This window comes from Ensifer sp. M14, assembly GCF_003355565.1.
Taxonomy (GTDB): Bacteria; Pseudomonadota; Alphaproteobacteria; order Rhizobiales; family Rhizobiaceae; genus Ensifer.
In genome coordinates this window covers 376818-393346 of record NZ_QJNR01000007.1, presented here as the reverse complement: position 1 = coordinate 393346, position 16529 = coordinate 376818, and the positions used below count along the sequence as shown (strand labels likewise).

At 56.5% G+C, this 16529-nt stretch carries 16 protein-coding genes, 1 pseudogene and 1 riboswitch; of the genes and pseudogenes, 10 read left to right on the top strand and 7 right to left on the bottom strand.

Annotated features, from left to right (window positions below; translation table 11 throughout):
- The first annotated feature begins 282 nt into the window (after positions 1-282).
- From BLJAPNOD_RS23525 to bluB, 5 genes and pseudogenes are all read left to right on the top strand, one after another.
- On the top strand, positions 283-759 hold the full coding sequence (locus BLJAPNOD_RS23525; protein WP_115421886.1) for a hemerythrin domain-containing protein: 477 nt from the start codon (positions 283-285) through the stop codon (positions 757-759).
- 228 nt (positions 760-987) lie between these two features.
- A riboswitch (cobalamin riboswitch) is annotated at positions 988-1179 on the top strand.
- Between the two features lie 43 nt (positions 1180-1222).
- Positions 1223-1438 (top strand): annotated as a pseudogene (locus BLJAPNOD_RS23520) (nitroreductase family protein); the annotation flags it as partial.
- A 300-nt stretch (positions 1439-1738) separates the two neighbouring features.
- Positions 1739-1963, top strand: coding sequence for a hypothetical protein (locus BLJAPNOD_RS23515; protein WP_115421658.1), 225 nt, complete (start codon positions 1739-1741; stop codon positions 1961-1963).
- A gap of 26 nt (positions 1964-1989) precedes the next feature.
- Positions 1990-3546, top strand: a complete 1557-nt coding sequence (locus BLJAPNOD_RS23510) for a hypothetical protein (protein ID WP_115421657.1) — start codon at positions 1990-1992, stop codon at positions 3544-3546.
- Between the two features lie 67 nt (positions 3547-3613).
- Positions 3614-4168 carry a 5,6-dimethylbenzimidazole synthase gene (bluB, locus tag BLJAPNOD_RS23505; protein ID WP_199566019.1) on the top strand — a complete coding sequence of 185 codons (555 nt, stop codon included), beginning with the start codon at positions 3614-3616 and terminating at the stop codon, positions 4166-4168.
- 191 nt (positions 4169-4359) lie between these two features.
- On the opposite strand, the gene BLJAPNOD_RS23500 is transcribed toward bluB, so the two are convergent.
- Together BLJAPNOD_RS23500 and BLJAPNOD_RS23495 are read right to left on the bottom strand one after the other, a co-directional pair.
- Positions 4360-5580 carry an NnrS family protein gene (locus tag BLJAPNOD_RS23500; RefSeq protein WP_244611059.1) on the bottom strand — a complete coding sequence of 407 codons (1221 nt, stop codon included), beginning with the start codon at positions 5578-5580 and terminating at the stop codon, positions 4360-4362.
- A gap of 191 nt (positions 5581-5771) precedes the next feature.
- Positions 5772-6920, bottom strand: coding sequence for a cytochrome P450 (locus tag BLJAPNOD_RS23495; RefSeq protein WP_115421885.1), 1149 nt, complete (start codon positions 6918-6920; stop codon positions 5772-5774).
- A 665-nt stretch (positions 6921-7585) separates the two neighbouring features.
- Here BLJAPNOD_RS23495 and BLJAPNOD_RS35205 point away from each other — a divergent pair.
- From BLJAPNOD_RS35205 to BLJAPNOD_RS23485, 3 genes are all read left to right on the top strand, one after another.
- On the top strand, positions 7586-7936 hold the full coding sequence (locus tag BLJAPNOD_RS35205; RefSeq protein WP_147294576.1) for a hypothetical protein: 351 nt from the start codon (positions 7586-7588) through the stop codon (positions 7934-7936).
- Between the two features lie 260 nt (positions 7937-8196).
- Entirely contained in the window at positions 8197-8841 is a 645-nt protein-coding gene (locus BLJAPNOD_RS23490; protein ID WP_115421654.1) for a helix-turn-helix domain-containing protein, read from the top strand.
- 44 nt (positions 8842-8885) lie between these two features.
- Positions 8886-9374, top strand: coding sequence for a hypothetical protein (locus BLJAPNOD_RS23485; protein ID WP_147294575.1), 489 nt, complete (start codon positions 8886-8888; stop codon positions 9372-9374).
- 47 nt (positions 9375-9421) lie between these two features.
- Here the strand turns inward: BLJAPNOD_RS23485 and BLJAPNOD_RS23480 are convergent, their stop codons facing one another.
- From BLJAPNOD_RS23480 to BLJAPNOD_RS23460, 5 genes are all read right to left on the bottom strand, one after another.
- On the bottom strand, positions 9422-9943 hold the full coding sequence (locus BLJAPNOD_RS23480) for a DUF2249 domain-containing protein (protein WP_115421652.1): 522 nt from the start codon (positions 9941-9943) through the stop codon (positions 9422-9424).
- A 317-nt stretch (positions 9944-10260) separates the two neighbouring features.
- Positions 10261-10545, bottom strand: a complete 285-nt coding sequence (locus BLJAPNOD_RS23475; RefSeq protein WP_115421651.1) for a cytochrome C oxidase subunit IV family protein — start codon at positions 10543-10545, stop codon at positions 10261-10263.
- A gap of 3 nt (positions 10546-10548) precedes the next feature.
- A complete protein-coding gene (locus BLJAPNOD_RS23470; protein WP_057214994.1) occupies positions 10549-11088 on the bottom strand; it encodes a cytochrome c oxidase subunit 3 in 540 nt (179 codons plus the stop codon).
- 120 nt (positions 11089-11208) lie between these two features.
- A complete protein-coding gene (locus BLJAPNOD_RS23465) occupies positions 11209-12822 on the bottom strand; it encodes a copper resistance protein CopC (RefSeq protein ID WP_115421650.1) in 1614 nt (537 codons plus the stop codon).
- 22 nt (positions 12823-12844) lie between these two features.
- Positions 12845-13369, bottom strand: coding sequence for a DUF1775 domain-containing protein (locus BLJAPNOD_RS23460; RefSeq protein ID WP_115421649.1), 525 nt, complete (start codon positions 13367-13369; stop codon positions 12845-12847).
- 668 nt (positions 13370-14037) lie between these two features.
- On the opposite strand from BLJAPNOD_RS23460, the gene BLJAPNOD_RS23455 reads away from it, so the two are divergent.
- Together BLJAPNOD_RS23455 and BLJAPNOD_RS23450 are read left to right on the top strand one after the other, a co-directional pair.
- Positions 14038-15924, top strand: coding sequence for a HAMP domain-containing methyl-accepting chemotaxis protein (locus tag BLJAPNOD_RS23455; RefSeq protein WP_158556156.1), 1887 nt, complete (start codon positions 14038-14040; stop codon positions 15922-15924).
- Positions 15925-16069: 145 nt separating this feature from the next.
- Complete coding sequence (locus BLJAPNOD_RS23450) at positions 16070-16480, top strand: pseudoazurin (protein WP_244611095.1); 411 nt, start codon at positions 16070-16072, stop codon at positions 16478-16480.
- Positions 16481-16529 lie beyond the last annotated feature (49 nt).

Sequence of the window (16529 nt, the reverse complement as noted above, 5' to 3'; positions counted from 1 at the left end):
ACGAGTTCGCCGCGCATCGCTCCACACGGCGATTTCGTGCCGATCTCCATGCGGTCAGGTCTTTTCCGTTACAGACCTCCCTTGTGGATAGCCGAGAAAGCGGGACAGTCTTTGCGAAACCGCAAGGACCTACGTGACTGAAGCCTATATTGCCGAACGATAACAGAAGGGATCGGTTATCCGAGCGACTAGGTCGCGCATAATGGTTCGTAGCGGATGGATGGCACCCGCACTTCGAATCAACGCGTCGCGGGTTCGGGGATCGCCACCAAGGAGCTTGAGATGAACACACCGGCGAGTCCACTTAATGCGGCAGAGATCAGCCGTCTGGAGACCCTCCACCGCGATCTGCTCGCAATTTGTCTTCGGCTTGAAGAAGTTGCAGCAGACATCGAAACGAGCGCCAGCGAGCCCGTGGATCCCAATCTAGCGGAGGCGATCCCAGCCGTTCTTCGAGAGGCTCATAATATTGAGGAAAAGGTCCTCTTTCCCGATTTCAACCGTAACGCGGGCTCCGTGTTTGCCGCGCAGGCGATCGGAAGGCTGAAGGCCGACCATCGATGCGATTTGTTGACGGCAGAGGAAATCTCCCTCGTCTTGCGAGGGTTGGCTGATGGCCAATGCGATCTCCGGCCTGACAACATCGCCCGCCTGCTGCACGGCTTTCAGGAAGCGCTCCGCCGGCATATTCACGCTGAGAGCCTCTTGATGGAGACGCTGTTAGCTGCCAAAGCGGACGACCGGGAGGTTTTCCAGTAACGGGCGAAGCGAGGCGGGTGTCGAGTGCATTGAAACAAGCTCGCCGTGGTCTCGTGAGTCGGATCGAGTTTACCGTGGCGTTCGTCGTGCCAAAGAACCGTCGTCACGGTGGCGAAATCACGGTCCCATCGCCGCCAGTTTGTGCCAGAGCAAACACTAAGTCAGATAATGACGCCGCGGCTTCTAATACATCCCAGGCGGTCATTGGTACGGCAGTGCCCGCGTGGTAACAGAGATCACTTCATAGGTGCCCGGGCTGGTTTGGATCTGCACGGGAGAATCGGGAATGCAGTGCAAATCTGCAACGCGCCCAGCGCTGTGGTGGGGACTGGAAGGACGGATGCCACTGGCGATCGCTGGGAAGGTGTCCTTTCAGGGTGAACCTAAGTCAGAAGACCGGCCTGTGAAAGATGACCCGTCCGAAAGGACAGCGAGACGGGTCCGCATCCATTAAGGGGAAACAATTGACCATACAGATCTTTTGACCGCACAGCCTCTGCATTCGGCCGAGCGTGCGGGTTTATATCGAGCCATCTTCACAAGAAGGGATACCAGAGGCGAGTTCCTTCCGGATCCGGTTTCGGACGAGCAGTTAAGCCGTATCCTCCTCGCTGCGCATCACGCACCATCTGTCGGATTCATGCAACCTTGGAGTTTCATCAAAGCCCGCGAGGAAACCCGGTCGTTCACGGCTTGGAGGAAAGCGGCCAGGTCTGCTTGAAGCGGAGCAATCCGCCAGCTAGTCAATCAATGGACCGCGGTAATCCCGAACGTGCGGATGGTTGCTATAGCGGTTCGCCAGCAAGCGCCGTTCTGCCGGCTATTGACGAGGCCTTTGTTTTCGAAGTCCCATTGAAGCATTCCTCCGGCATGCTTCCTCTTGCGAACAATTCCGATACTTCAAGGCACGAGCCACCTGTCTGCCCCGGCTTTCCGCATGGATCCGGGCCGCCTGCGAACCATGTCGGCGTAAAGCAACATGGCGTATGGCAAGGGCAAAGACAAAGAGCTCATGAAGAGGATGGCCGATCTCGGCAGACTTGCCATGTCAGGCGAACTTGCAGATCTAAGGTCCAGAATTATCGTTGTTCTCGACAAGATGGCCGCCGCCATCTGGCCATCTGATATTCTCAGGCCAATGCCGTCTGGCAAAGACATCGACGCGGTGATGCTAAGGGTACAATCCGATGCGTCCAAGGACTGAACAGCGTCTGGGGTGAGAAAGCCAGGTTGATCGCAAAATCGGCGGTTCTCGAACAATGGAAACGCGGGCAGCGCAACCTGTTCGGCGCGTTCAGAAACATTGCCGTGTTCGGGGACATCGTGATGCAGGACGGCACGAAGGGCGTGGTCAATCTACCGGAGGAGTACTCGCGGACGTTGACGGCGCAAGATGTCAAGGAATTGGCAGACCTCGTCGGAAAGCTCGACTTCTTCTCGACACTCCAGCTCTTCCGCAACCTTGAAAGCGGCGACTGTGGGCTGCCAGCGCATCATGCCGATGTGTTGCGCGCCATGGCAAGAACGGTGCGGAACCGCTTCCAGCGACCCGTCTGGAAGGATGACGCCATCATCCAGCTGCACCTGGATTATCGCTGTCTGCGCGGCGGAAAGGCGGCGCTCGCCGATACGCTTGGAGCACTCGGCAGCGCTCTGGAAACTAAAGCTTCCACGACCATTGATTTGCCGTTGACCTCGGTGTCGCCGAGAGGAGGCGGCATCACGTTACCAATGCGGCTATCGCGTTCGATCAAAGCCAAGCATGTGAAGCATGGAAGCGATGACGTGCATGTCGCGTCATTGGTGCTCGAACTCGGCCCGGTGAAGGCGCAGGTGAAGATGATCGTGACGCGACCACCGACACTCCCCTCCGCTCAAGGGTGCCGGACGGTCGTGGCCGAGGACTTCGGGTTTATCAATACCTCCAGCATCGTCGTGTTGCGTAGCCGGTCGCCGATCGGTGTAGGCGCGCTGGCCCGCGTCGCCGGTCATAACGGCGGTGATGGCAAGAAGCTGACCAAAGAGCAGGCAAGAATGTTCCTGGAGACCCACGTTTCCGAGGATGACGTCGAAGTCCTGGATTACGTGCAGTTCGATGGCAGCGATTTCCTTGGGCGCATCGCCGCACAGGCGACGAAGATCGATGGACTTCGCTCCGAGATCGACCGTCTCTACAATCGTCTCGACCGCATCCGTGCCGAGCTCAATCGCGTAGCGGACGCCGAGGCGGCAGCACTCGTCCCCGAGATCGCAGCCATGCCGAGCCACCCTCGCTACATGGCAATGCATGGCCGGTTCTTCCGGCTGATGGCCGCAGTCGGATGGCTCAAGCAGGCACGTCTTGCCGTCTACCGAGCAGTGGCAGGACTGAAGAAATCCTGGTTCGGCCATGTGGCGCAGCGAAAGGCAGACCTTGCCGAGAAATACGGCGCGGTGGTGGTCACCGAAGACCTCGACATCGTTGCGGTGCCCACGGACGATCCCGCCTACAAGGGGCGGACGTTCAACAAGATGATCAACAACGGCGCGAAGGGGCAGTATATCCTTCGATCCGAGAACACGCTGAAATGGAGAGGCATTGCCTCGGTAAAAGTGCCGAGTTTCTACACCAGTAGCACGGACTGGAGAACCGGAACGGTCGACAAGGCGCAACGTCGTGGATTGGTGTTCAAGGCGGAATTCGACGGCCGCTTATGGGATGCCGACCTGCATGCGGCGGAAATGATCGGGCGCTACCTGTTCCTCAGGCCCAAATCAGAGAGCGAACCTGCGGCACTTGCCGCCTAGTGACAAACGCATTCCTCCTGCCGAAGGCCGTGGCCATCGGTGGACGGGAAGCCCGGCCCTTCCGGGAGTGTTCACCATAACTCGGGACATAGATACGCGCGGGCAAGTCCATGAAGCGTTCCTGAAAGCACGTGCAGAAGCGGAACTCGTGTTCCCCGATCCACTCCGAAGCACGTATCGAGCCCTAAAACTCGAAGGGATAATGGAGGCACCTGTCAACATCTGTATCGACTGCGACCGCGACCGGGCAGGCCCTGCTGTGATCGGACGCACGCACATTCGGGCGATGGATCTCTACAGCACCGCGTGCGCCGTCCAGAACCTGTGGCTCGCCGCCCGCGCCGAAGGACTGGGCGTTGGATGGGTGAGCATTTTCGACAACGGGACGGTCCAGCGCATTCTGAAAATTCCGAAGCGTATTGTGCCGATTGCCTATCTCTGCGTCGGACAGGTCAAAGGCTATCACGAGCGTCCCGAGTTGGAAAAGGCCAGCTGGCGCGAGCGTCTTCCGATTGGATCCCTCGTGCATTTCGAGGAATGGGGCCGCCAGGATACTCGACAGGACCTTATCAGCCAGCTCGAGCGCGACGAGCGTGATGTTCGCGAGCATCTGTGGCCGTGAACCATCCGTAGCTCCGGGCTTCAAAAAGCGTTGCGGAGAACGTCCGCAACGCTACACTCCCAACGGGGCCGCCCCGTTTTTTAAGGTTCTTTAGCGTGCGTTTAAACGCATTTGCTTCTGTGGAGAGATTTGCAAGGGATATGCTCGTTGACAGCACAGTGTTGCCGGCATGTTGTGCTCCTCAGGCCTAGTTAATTGGCTGAACTCACCGCGCACCGGCCTGCCGTGTTCTGCAAATAAGGTCGAACGTCACTTCCCGCTTTGCCGCAAACCGCGGCTGGTGCGCTAAAGACCGGTCTGGGCACAGGACGGCGCATCGCCTGAACAAAGACCATCATGAAGAGAGCCCACGCGGCCATCCAGCAGATGGCCGCGGCAACAACGGGTTCGAAATACGCGTCACGCATCCCGTCGCCGAAAACACGCAGCAAGGCGGAGACAGATAGAAGCGAGAACGCGCAGGCCGTGGGCCTGCTGAGGATCAGCCTCTCGCCGTCGCGTACCGAGGCCGACCGCATCATGAAGGCGGCGATCATCGTTCCCATCGCTCCCATCGTCATTGCATGCAGGGCGGCGATCGATGGAAACTGAGCGGGAACAATAACGGCAAGACCGTTCAGGATGAGTGCCGCCGGCATCCAGGCGAAGGCGATATGCAGGATAAACAGTGCCGGATACCGCACGGCCTTGACGCTTTGCCAACTCGCCATTTGCAACAACAACACAGCGCCTGAAAGCATCAACAGGTAGCCGGATATGTTTTGGCTGGCGCCTCGAAGACAAATGGCGGCCAGAATACCCAGGATCGCCAGGTACGAAAATGCCGGCCGATCGCGAAAGCGGGTCTGTGTCCCCGTCCGGACCAGCCAATGCCGCGTGAAGGCAGGCACGGCGCGTCCACCAATCACGATAATCAACAGGCTATATATCCCCCACGGCGCACCCATCGAGTTCAAGCCATCAAAGGTGGAGAGCACCGCACTAATTCCAAGCACGGCCGCTCCGAGTGGTGCCCACAGGCGATGCCGAGCCCCGGCCTTTAGCAACGCAACCGCTAGGACAGCCGCCAAGAACACGAAATATGCAGATGCCCCGATGACAGACGCGAGATGCGACAAATGCGTAGAAAATGCGGCCGTGAGCCGGGCAATACACCAAAGGGAAGAAGCAATTGTTGTGACCGCGGGTGGGACGGGACCTCTCTTCGTCCACGCGGGCAAGACCGTAAGGAGATAGCCCCCTACCGCAGCACCGGCCATGCCGAACAAAAGCTCGCTACTATGCCAACTGACTCTCTCCAGCGCGATTTCTTCCGGGAGGATCCAGACAAGGGGTACGACGAGCGCCCAAAGTCCGGCGAGAAAAAACAGCGGCCGATATGGTGCCCGCCAAATGGATTTCGAATTGATCACCGCTGAAATCAAATTCCTGTCTTGGATTGAGCTCCGAAGCGCGCAAGCAGGTCCGCGTTCACAAGCTGCATATGCATCACCCGACCGTCAGCTGACTGGCACCGTCGTCGATAGATCGCAATGCAAACGCATCGCGGTGACAGGAATAGCGTGGCACCCGGCAATATGGTCGCGATCATACCTATCGAGCATCAACGGATTTGCAGGTTAAATGATGCGTACCCGCCTGCTGGGTAGACCGCACGGATAGCCTCGGTACCGAGAGGGAGGACAAAGTTCCCGATGCCGCTAAGCAGTTCGTCCAAGACGACCCTCAGTTGCATCCTCGCCAATTCTGCGCCGGGGCAGATATGGATCCCCGCACCATAGAGCAGATTTTGCGACTGATCCCGATCGGGACGAAACTGATCTGCATCCTCGAACACTGCACCGTCGCGGTTTGCTGATGCCCAAATTACTGTCATCCTTTCCCCTGCGTTGATCGTCCGCTCACCGATTGTCACGGATCGAGACGCAACGCGCCGATTGGAAATCAACGGTCCATGGAGACGAAGTATTTCGTCCACGGCTTGCGGAAGGAAAGTCCTGTCACGGCGTAGCTGTGATTGGACTTCGGGATGTTCCGCAAGGAAATGGACAATGATACCGACGCAGGCAGAGATGGTACCCAGTTCGCCCACGGTCCAGTTGCGCAGGATGCTAACGATCTCCGCATGTCGGAGCAGCCGTCCATCAACGGCCTGCCGCACCAAGCTGGTGGTGATATCGTCCGGTGCAGCAGCGCCGGCCTGCTGGCGTATTTCCAGCTGTGATCGGATATAGCCATCGAATTCGAGCGCTATGGACGCAAGGGCATTCGTATCGCGCGCCAGCGTCGCCTCGCGGTTCTTGCGGACCCATTGCCGTAGTGGTTCGTGCAATGATCGGGGCCAGCCCAAGAAGCCACACTGGATTCGTATGGCATATGGTTCAGCAAATCCCATCATGAATTCGCTGGACGGATCCTTCTTGAGTGAGGCGACCAGATCGCGAGCAATCCGGCGGCATGCCGGCTCGAAGGCTTCAATCCGTTCCACCGCGAAGTAGGGCTCGATCATCTGCCGGTAGTGTGAATGTTCAGGCGGATCCATTCCGTTGGGAACTGACGGGTGGCGCGAAACAACGTTGCTGAAGGTTTCGTGATCATTCAGTACCTGCAAGACATCCGCATGGCGGAAAAGCGACCATCCGAGGTAGTCGCTATGGGCCACCGGGCACGCCTCGCGCATCTGGTCGTAGGCTTGGATCTGATTGGCTAGAACCTCGCGACTGCGAGGATCCCAATCGGAGACGGCCTCCATAGGACACTTGTGCTGGTTGGAGGCCTCTCCCGTTGCCGATTCCATTCATGCGCCCTTTCCGCCAATATGTGCCCATATGTGCATCAGCAGCAGGCGCGTTCTTTGTCGTCACTCAAATAGATTGTCCCTATTCAGCATATGCATCCGCCAAGGCGATTGCTTGGGGATACACGCACATCTTCCATTGCGCTGGCGGATTTCCAGAATGGCAGGACGCCGGCTATGCGGTCGCGGCTGCTCCCAAGCAGTAGACTGCTGTAGGAATGGCCATGCGGCACCGCATCTCGCACCACATGCGGGCTGCGATTTTCACTGGCGCTACAGGCCTGAATTCGAAGCACGCTACCGGGAAGAGCTGCGCTGTAACCCGGCGTTGCGCGCGAAGCGGGCGTCGCGGCAGGCATGATCACGCTGCTCTATGGCTCGCGCAACCTGCTTGCTGATTTTCTAATGAAAGATAGCCAAGGCCGCGCGCCCGCTACGGAAGCAAGCTGAAACAGAAAACCATACACGAGCACGGATGAAGCTCTGGCAGAAAATCTCTACCGGTGACATGCCTCGGGCGAGTTTTGATTTCGCGCAATGCCGCGTCTGGAGCATGAGGATACTCTGTGCTCTGACGGTAGTGCAAAGGAGCACACCTTGAAGAAGGGGTATCCCTACAGGTGGACGGTTCATCGCGGAAAATTCTGATCGTGGCTTCCGACGGAAGCCTTCGGCGCTCCCTTGCATTTGCCCTGCAAATTGAAGGGTATCAGGTTGATCTTGCCGAGAAGCTTTCGCTGGCGATACCCCGTTTATCGTCGTTCGTTTGCATGCTGCTCGATGAAGAATTGCTTGCGGGAGAATCGGCTTTGTGGTCTTCAGTAGGTGTCGACAGCAGTCGAATAATTCTTTTGAGCCAAGGCGCGACGGTTGTGTCCAACCCACCGCCAGCAGCTACCGTGTTCACACCATTCTCGATGACTGACCTGCTAGAAGCGATATCCACGCTCGCACGCGTGCGAAACATATAGCGCGCGCAGTTGCGGAATTACATAATTCCGCACTGCTGTTTGGCCCGGAGACGTATATCAAACGTCATCGTGAACCAGAAATCAACCTCGCCTCACACCACTAAAGTTCGCCGCCGCCGCGGGTGCGGCTGGGCGCAAATTGTCGTGTGCACCACCGCCTATCATACGCGACTCCGTAAAACTACGTAGTGGAATAACCGAATTGCCGCGGTCGACCGCTTTTCGCAAAAAGGTAGCGAAAACAACTCGGGAGACACACAATGCTGGCGGTATCCAACACATCTCATCCCCAACTCATCCGCCTCACAGAAGGCAGAACGGCCGACCGAGCATTCGGGCGCGTCGCACCGATCACTGTTTACGCCGTCGGGTCGGAAATCTATGGACAGGGTGAAACATCAGGAACCTGCTATCAGATAGAATTTGGTGCAGTTCGGATCTGCCGTCTACGAGAGGATGGACGCCGCCAGATCGTCGCCTTTCATCTGCCAGGTGAGGTTTTCGGGTTTGAACCGGACGACATCCATCATTTCTATGCCGAAGCCGTTTCACATACGGCTCTGCGGAGCTTTCGCCAAGCCTCCTCCGGCGAGGCGTCGTTGGAGTTGCTTAAGCTCACAATGCGAAGCATGATACGCGCGCAAGAGCATTCGCTCCTGCTTGCAGGGCAATCCTCATTTGAACGTGTAGCCACTTTTTTGGTTGATATGATGGAGCGTCAGGGCGGTGTAGCTCAGGTGGATTTACCAATGTCGCGGCAGGATATGGCCGACTATCTTGGTTTAACGATCGAAACGGTGTCCCGGACGATGACAAAGCTTCGATCCGAAGGTGTTATTCAGCTCGCCGGCATGCGATCAATTGAGGTTCTAAAGCCGGCCTATCTCCAGCGGCTTTGCCGTTGAACTACTGCTCCGGCATGCGAATAGGACATCCTGATGGAGCGGCCGTGACTGAGAGGACCTTCGAACAACGGATGCTCGAGCTCGTTTCCAGTTTACCTCTGGCTCCCCGTCCCTTGATTTTCCATATGCCCACGTTGACTGGTTCGAACATCGTTGAGTTCGAGGCTTCAATGGAAAACTTGAGCGAATGCGCAGTGCGATGGAGTGTGGAAGCGACCAATCGAATAGACACAGTCATAGACATGGCAAAATTGACTGCCATGTCGGGCTCCGCAGATGTGTTTCGTTTGCACACGAGCACGTTGATTGCCTCCATAGAAGAGCAACTAGAATACGTTCGCGCTGAGTGCAGATTTCCGGTTGAGTTTGAAAGACAAACGGATGCCGCTCGGGCGCTACTAGCCCTGTCGGGAAAGACCGCTAGGCGTTTGCGGATCAAACGTGATCAGGTCCTGCTTACCTATCGAAAGGTGTACATTGTTGTTTCCGAACGGATCGAGCGTCTGAGACAACAGGAAATAACGCTGTCATAAAGCGCTTGGCTGACGTAAAGAAACCTTTCCCGGATCAGAGAATGTGCTTATTCTCCGGAGTGTTTTCGCATTCCGCGCTTCACCATGATGCGAAAAGACGCTCCATTCTTGTCGAAATTACCCACCCACTGATGTCCGCGATCCGACAGTTCGGGAAAAAGTCGCAAAGGCTCCTCAGCGAAGACTGCAAACAACACGTCGCCGGGAGTCAATGTCACGAGTTCGGAGAGAACGCGCGCCTGCGACTTCGTGGGATTGAGATCAGTAAGGTCAAGTGCGCGGACCGGTTGGGGCCACTCTTCGGCGTTCCGTACGTCGCCGGAAGCGAGCACCTCGGTAGCACGTGGCGTGAATTGGATCTTGAAGTCGCCGCCCTCGAGTTCGAAAACCTGATGCGAGAATCCCTTTCGTTCCATGACGGAAAAGAGTGGGGATGGTCGAAAGGGAGCAAGAAGGATGAGGCCCTGACCGGTGCCCAGACTGTCGACAGCCGCCATTATTGCTTGGAACGGCTCGCGGCCGTCCGCTAGTATCGGCCTGACATCGAATTCCTTGTAATCGAATGCCATGCTCAATCCCTCGACTTGAGATGCGGTCTCGCCAACTATTTGAGACTGTCGCCTGGGCCGCAGAAAGTTCTAAACGCCAAGCACAGCCGTTGGGCATTTGGCAAAGCCCTTTACGAGCCTCCGGCCGATGCAGGCAGTTTCCCGCTACTGTAACAGTCCTGTTTGCCAGCCAGGCTAGCCAACTATGCACCAGAAATCGATCGGGATTCGGGCACGGAGTGCCCACCCTCGACTTGGCCACTGATGCGGACCGCCCTTCCTGGGTATGCCTGGAACGGCGTGATTCCAACTTCTCTCACCCGTCCCATGGCCGCTATTCAGGAGCCGTATGTCGCGATCAGCGCCTTTGTGCCTGCGGCGACCGCGAAGAATGCGGACCATCCGACAAGTGCCATCGATAATCGAGGGCGTAGATCACGCAGCCCCATAAAGTAGACCACCACCCAGCGCGATTTGATGACGGTTAGGATCAGAATGACGCCGAAAGCCGTGAAGGGAACGGCTTCGTGCTTCCATTGAGCCGAGATAAGAGCGGCGATGATTGCAAGCAACAGTAGTTTTGCGGCACGACCAAGCAGCCATATGGAATTGTTCATTTGCATCGTCTACCCCAGATAGATGACTGGAAAAATTACCAGCCAGACGATGTCAATCACGTGCCAGACAGTCGTAACCAACACCACATTGGATCGCTCCATCCGTCGTGCGATCAGCAACATGAGCAGGCTCAGGAATACGACATGCGCGAGATGGAAACCTGTGATCATGAAGTAGAGTTCGAAGAAGGCATTGAATGTCGCGTCACCGATGAACCGTAACTCGCCTTGGTATTCAACGACCTTGGTCGCTGCGAACAAAAATCCAAGCATCGCTGATGCGACCAAGGCGAACCTTCGCTTTTGGTATGTCGCCGCACGCACCGCCTCCGCCGCCAACCATCCACTTGCGATCAATACGAGCGTGTTGAGACTAGCGAGCCGCCCATTCAAATGAATTTTGGCAAGCGAAAAGCTGTCCGGGTGAAGGTACGACATCACCATGAACCCGCCAAGCAAGACGCCGAACGCAAACAATTCGCTCCAAACGAGAATCCAGAGGACCAGATCATCACTCGGTTCGTCGCTTTGCGCCAGTTCAACTGCCATGAACTCGAAATCTCCACTTTATGCACTGGTGCTACAAAACACCGCGGCGTTCTTTGTGCTTGCACAAAGAACGGTCCGAGTGCGCTTTTCGCGATGCTGATCGTAAATGGTTGGAGAGGCTCAACCGCCGGAAAGCAATTTGACTCGGCTTTGCAAGCTAACCAGATCAAAATCCGAGATGAGCAGATCGAGGCGGACGTTCCATTCGCAATCGCAGGGTACCGGGACGTGCTGCACGCTCCAGAAACCCGGCGACACTCGACGGATAGGCACCTTGAATTTTGAAACCGAGCCGTCAACCGACGACATCTCAAGTGTGACTTCACGAGGATCCAAGCCGCCTAATTCGGCAGTCGACAGAGATATCTCTGCATTGAAGATCAGATCGGGCGTCGTTTCGAACGCCAGCATTGCCATTGTTTCGGCATCCTGGAGGTGAACGGATGTGGCGATTGGCTGCTTTAGCGCGAGCGCACGCGGCGGCGGGGTGAACCGCCACAATGAAGTGACTGCCAATACCAGCACGACCAGGAAAACTTCGACCGAGACTAGGTTTTTCATGCTTTTGGCCGCACGAAGGCAGCCCGACGCGACACGTGGCGTTAGAACGAGGCGATTCCATGCGCCGAGTACAAGTGCGCCGCTCACCAATGTCACTTTCGCGACCAGAACCTTGCCGTAATCAAAACCCAAGATCGCGGGGGGCCAGCCAACCTGGACATAGGCTAGATACCCTCCGGCGACCAGCATGACAGCGATCGAGTAGGGAATTGCGGCCGAGAACCTCAGTAAACTGTCACGTTGCCCTTGATGGCGGGGCCCTAGAACATGCCACAACCCCGGCAACGAGCCCGCCCAGAAGCAGACCGCCGTCACATGAAGTGATACCGCGGCAAATGAGAGCCATTTAATGGCAGCTCCGGACGCATGTCCCGTCAAAGCAAAAGCGGGGCCAATCAAAGCCAACGATGCAAACGTCAGCGCCTTACCGCCCATCGCTTGCGGCCTTGCACAAACTGCCAATAGGAGCGTGAGTCCCACCAAGAGTATCGAACGCGCCAGGCTGCTATCGAGTGCGTCGGCCCAAGCCTTCGCTTCAAACAACGCCGCCCATGACGCGCTGTTTTCAACTGCGAGGAGCCCGATCAGAAACACAGCACATACCGCCGCGGTATATAGAAGAGTGATTGTGGATCTCGTCGGCGTTCTATGCGCGATCCAGAACGAGAAGAAAGTTCCGCCGATGCCGAACAGGCAAGCCAGGTAAAATAGAAACTTCGTTCCGAGTGTTAACAACGCAACCCGCGCCGCGCCTCCGGTGTCACCCTTCAACTCGCTCATGTCGTAGCTAGCGCCAACAGCAAAGACGACGGAGGCCGCGACGGGGTGGCCATCTTCGGAAAGGATCCGCCAATTTAGAGCGTAAGCGCCCTCCCCAAGCGGCTCGGCGAGCTCGACTACGACGTCGTTGCCGGAAATCGTCGCTGGCAGATTGGCTGGTTTCGCATTGCGGTCGACGAGCGTGAGGTCGACGTGGGTTACAGCTTCCGAAAACCGAAGGGACAATTGAAGTGGCCGGGAGGTCAGACGTTCTCCTTGTGCCGGAGTGGAGGAGACCAAGACTGCGTGTGCAAAGGCGTGCTGCCAAGGCATAACCAGGCAGAGCGCAAGGGTGACCAGAAACACCAACACAGAAGCGTTGCGGGGGCGGGCAAGTTCGAAAGTACGGATCATGCCTATGCCCCCGCCAGCGTCGTCACTTTTCGATGACGGTCAAAGTCGGCGCGGGATGTTCGTAATCGTCAGCGCTCTTTCCTTCAGTCGGGACCTCGATCCACCTTGTCGTAGCGCCGCCCACGCATTCCTGAACGACGGGAAACGCGACAGTTGCACCAGGCTTGAAGGCGTCGGTGATGTAAGCGCGGAACACAAACTCGTCGTATTCGTCGTCCGCCAGGTTGCCACCTGACCAGATGAGTTCGCGGACGCCGCTTGTCTGTTGCTGACCGTGCAGTTCGTACGCTTTCGCATATTCGCCATGCGTCTTCTCGACCTTCCAACCGGGCTTAGGCATGGGCTTCACTGAAATTACGCCTTCCGGAAGCCGCACCCTGAGAGCAACCGTGGCCTTGCCGTCACAACCGTGCCCGACCCGCAGAATGGCTTTGTAGGTTGATCCGACCTTTGCGCTGCCGTTGTCGAGGGTTATGTGCGCCATGGCAGGAAACACCGTTCCGGCCGCCAGCAAGATGGCGGCCAACGAAGTCTTGAAGAGGGACATCTCTTAGGTCCTTTCACTTTGTGACCGCTGTCATTCCAGGGGACTCGGTCCGATTGTTTCGACATCGCCACCCGCGACGCTAAAAAAGCAAATAGACTTGAGTGCTCCCGGCAACTTTGATTTGCGTCAAGGAAAGCGAGCTTTAAGGGCGACGCAGTTTTCGTTCAGATTGATCTACGACAAAGAGGAAAGTTGCTCGAGCATTCTATCTGTTGGTCCGTTCTTCCCAACGAAGAGCGTGCGGGGGATGCGCATTGGCGGATGCCATCCTCCGCTACACGTCACGGGTTAAGCTCCACAAGCCTCCCTGGACTTCCCGCTGGGCCGCGCCACACTTGGTGGTAAAACGTTTAGCGCCCGGAACGGGCCAATCGTATTAATCAAGCTCAACAAGAGCTGATCACCACAACCTATTAATATCCATCACTATCTCCTCCATATCTATAGTTATAATTTGATCATCATCAATAGAGTTTCCGATATAAATTGACCATAGTCCTGCTCCTCATAATATTCATCTGAACGCGTTCCTCAAATTAACCCCCGGTAAACAAATATTTGGCACTGCAATTGCACGGTATTCAACTATAGCTCTGACAGAACCGCCATCAGTCTCCAGCTCTCGAATTTGAAAATCGGAATTTTCGATCCTCGCTATGGAGAGCCCTATGAGGCGGTTTAAAATCAAGACCACCCTTTCTGCTATCTTTGTCGGCATCGCCCTCATGGTCGGGACATTCGCCGCCTACACCCTGGATCGGCTGCGCGCCGTCGATGACAAGGTTGGCGAAGTCGCAAATGTCTGGATGCCCACCCTGGAAAAGGTCAAGGACATCGAAGTGCGGTTGGGCGACATTCGGACGGCGTATCGTAATCACATCTTGCAACCCGAAGACGCCGGAAAGCGTGCCGCGGTAGAACTCATTGAGCAGTCCGTTGAATTGCTGGAGAATGACATGTTGGCGTTGCAAGGCTTCTCGACCAGCGACGCACAACGCATCCTTCTGCGGAAGATCAAGGAGAGTTTCGGGGAGTACGTATCAAAGGGTAGAGAGGTCTTGGTCCTCTCAGCATCCGGGCAGGAGGACAAAGCTGCGAAATGGCTCAGGGAAGTCATGATGGAGCGTGCGGAAGGCCTGAGAAATGCCTCAGCTCAATTGTCCAAAATTACCAAAACTGCATCTGAGAACGCATATATCGAAGTCGAGCGCGATTTTTCCGCCACCTTCACTGTCGCGATTGGTTCAGTCGCCGTCCTTCTAGTCGTAGTCGCGGGCGCGGTCTACTTTGTCGCGACCAATGTCGCGCGCCCGATCGAGAGAATTACGCTAGCGATGCGCGGGCTGACCGATGGCGACCTCGGAATTACGGTACCTTTCGCGGACCGAAACGACGAGATCGGCGACATGTCTCGCGCCGTAGAAATTTTTCGAATGAACGCAGTGGAGAATAGGCGCCTCGAAAAGGAAACTGCTGACAGCAGGTCCGAAAAAGAGCGAGATCGCGATCGACATGCCCGCGATCAGGCGCACCATGCGGAAGCGCTGGAGCAAGCAACGCAAGGCTTGGGCGATGGCCTCCGACATCTTGCTGGAGGAGATCTCGAGTTCCGCCTGACGGAAGCATTCGCGACTGACTTTGAGCCGCTACGAGCGGATTTCAATTCGGCAGCGGAGACGTTGAGGAATACGCTGTTCGAAGTCATACGCACGACTGGCTCTATAGACGGTGGCTCCTCGGAAATAAGCCGAAGCGTCGACAATCTATCGAAGCGAACTGAGCAGCAGGCAGCCGCCCTCGAAGAGACGGCCGCAGCTCTCGACGAGATCACCGCGAATGTTGCCCAATCGGCGAAACGGGCCGACGAAGCGCGCAATACTGCCAAGCAGGCTGCCTTAAGCACCGACAGGAGTGGCACGATCGTCAACGAAGCGATTGTAGCGATGGTCAAGATTGAACAGTCGTCGAACCAGATTGCCGGCATCATTGCCGTGATCGACGAAATAGCATTTCAGACCAATCTTCTTGCATTGAACGCCGGGGTGGAAGCGGCCCGGGCGGGCGAAGCTGGCAAGGGTTTTGCTGTGGTCGCGCAAGAAGTGCGTGAACTTGCGCAGCGATCTGCAGGAGCTGCTCGAGAAATCAAAAACCTCATCCAGAGCTCTCGTATCGACGTCGAAAGTGGTGTCCAACTCGTCAAGGACACAGGGGAAGCCCTCAGGAGTATCGAAGGCCAGGTTAATGCCATTAACCTGAACATGGATGCCATTGCCACCTCGACCAATGAGCAATCCACTGGGCTCCTGCAGGTCAACGCGGCTATCAATCAAATGGATCAGGTTACCCAACAGAACGCCGCAATGGTGGAGGAGACCAATGGCGCAAGCGCGACTTTGGCCGCAGAGACAAACCACCTCCGCAGACTTGTGGAACGGTTTTCCCTCGGAAGTATGGAAGCCACTCGGTCCGGGACTTTACGGCTTGTCGAAGAGCCTTCGCGCGAGGGCAACTCCCTGTCGAGGATAGGAGAGCGACTACGGCAACGCGTTGCGTGAGCGATTTTCCCAAAGGTCGAGTTATTTGCGTTTCGTCAAAGTTCACGGCGTCTTCTCCGGTAAATCAACGTCAACGGAGCCAAGCGGCTTCACGAACAGGAGAAGAGCAATGAAACGACTGGCGAATCTAACGATCGGAACTGCAATGGCTTTGGCGGTGATGGCTACCGCATCGCAGGCCGCCGACCACGAAGTGCACATGTTGAACAAGGGCAAAGACGGTGTGATGGTGTTCGAGCCGGGGCTTACGCGAGTGGCTCCGGGAGACACCGTAACATTCATACCGACCGACAAGTCTCACAATGCCGAAACAATCGCCAACCTCATCCCGGAAGGTGCGCAGCCTTTTAAAGGGAAGATGAACGAAACGGTGAAAATCACTTTCGATGTGAACGGCGCGTACGCAATCAAATGCGCTCCTCACATGAGCATGGGAATGGTCGCCCTCATTGTTGTGGGAGACGCTCCGGCAAACCTCGAAACCGTGAAGACTGCTAAGCTCCCGAAGAAGGCACGGGATCGTATCGACGCAGACATAGCAGCGGGAGCGTTGTAACAACGCCGCGGCCACCAGCCCCCCACGTTCCCGGAACGTGGGGGGTTCA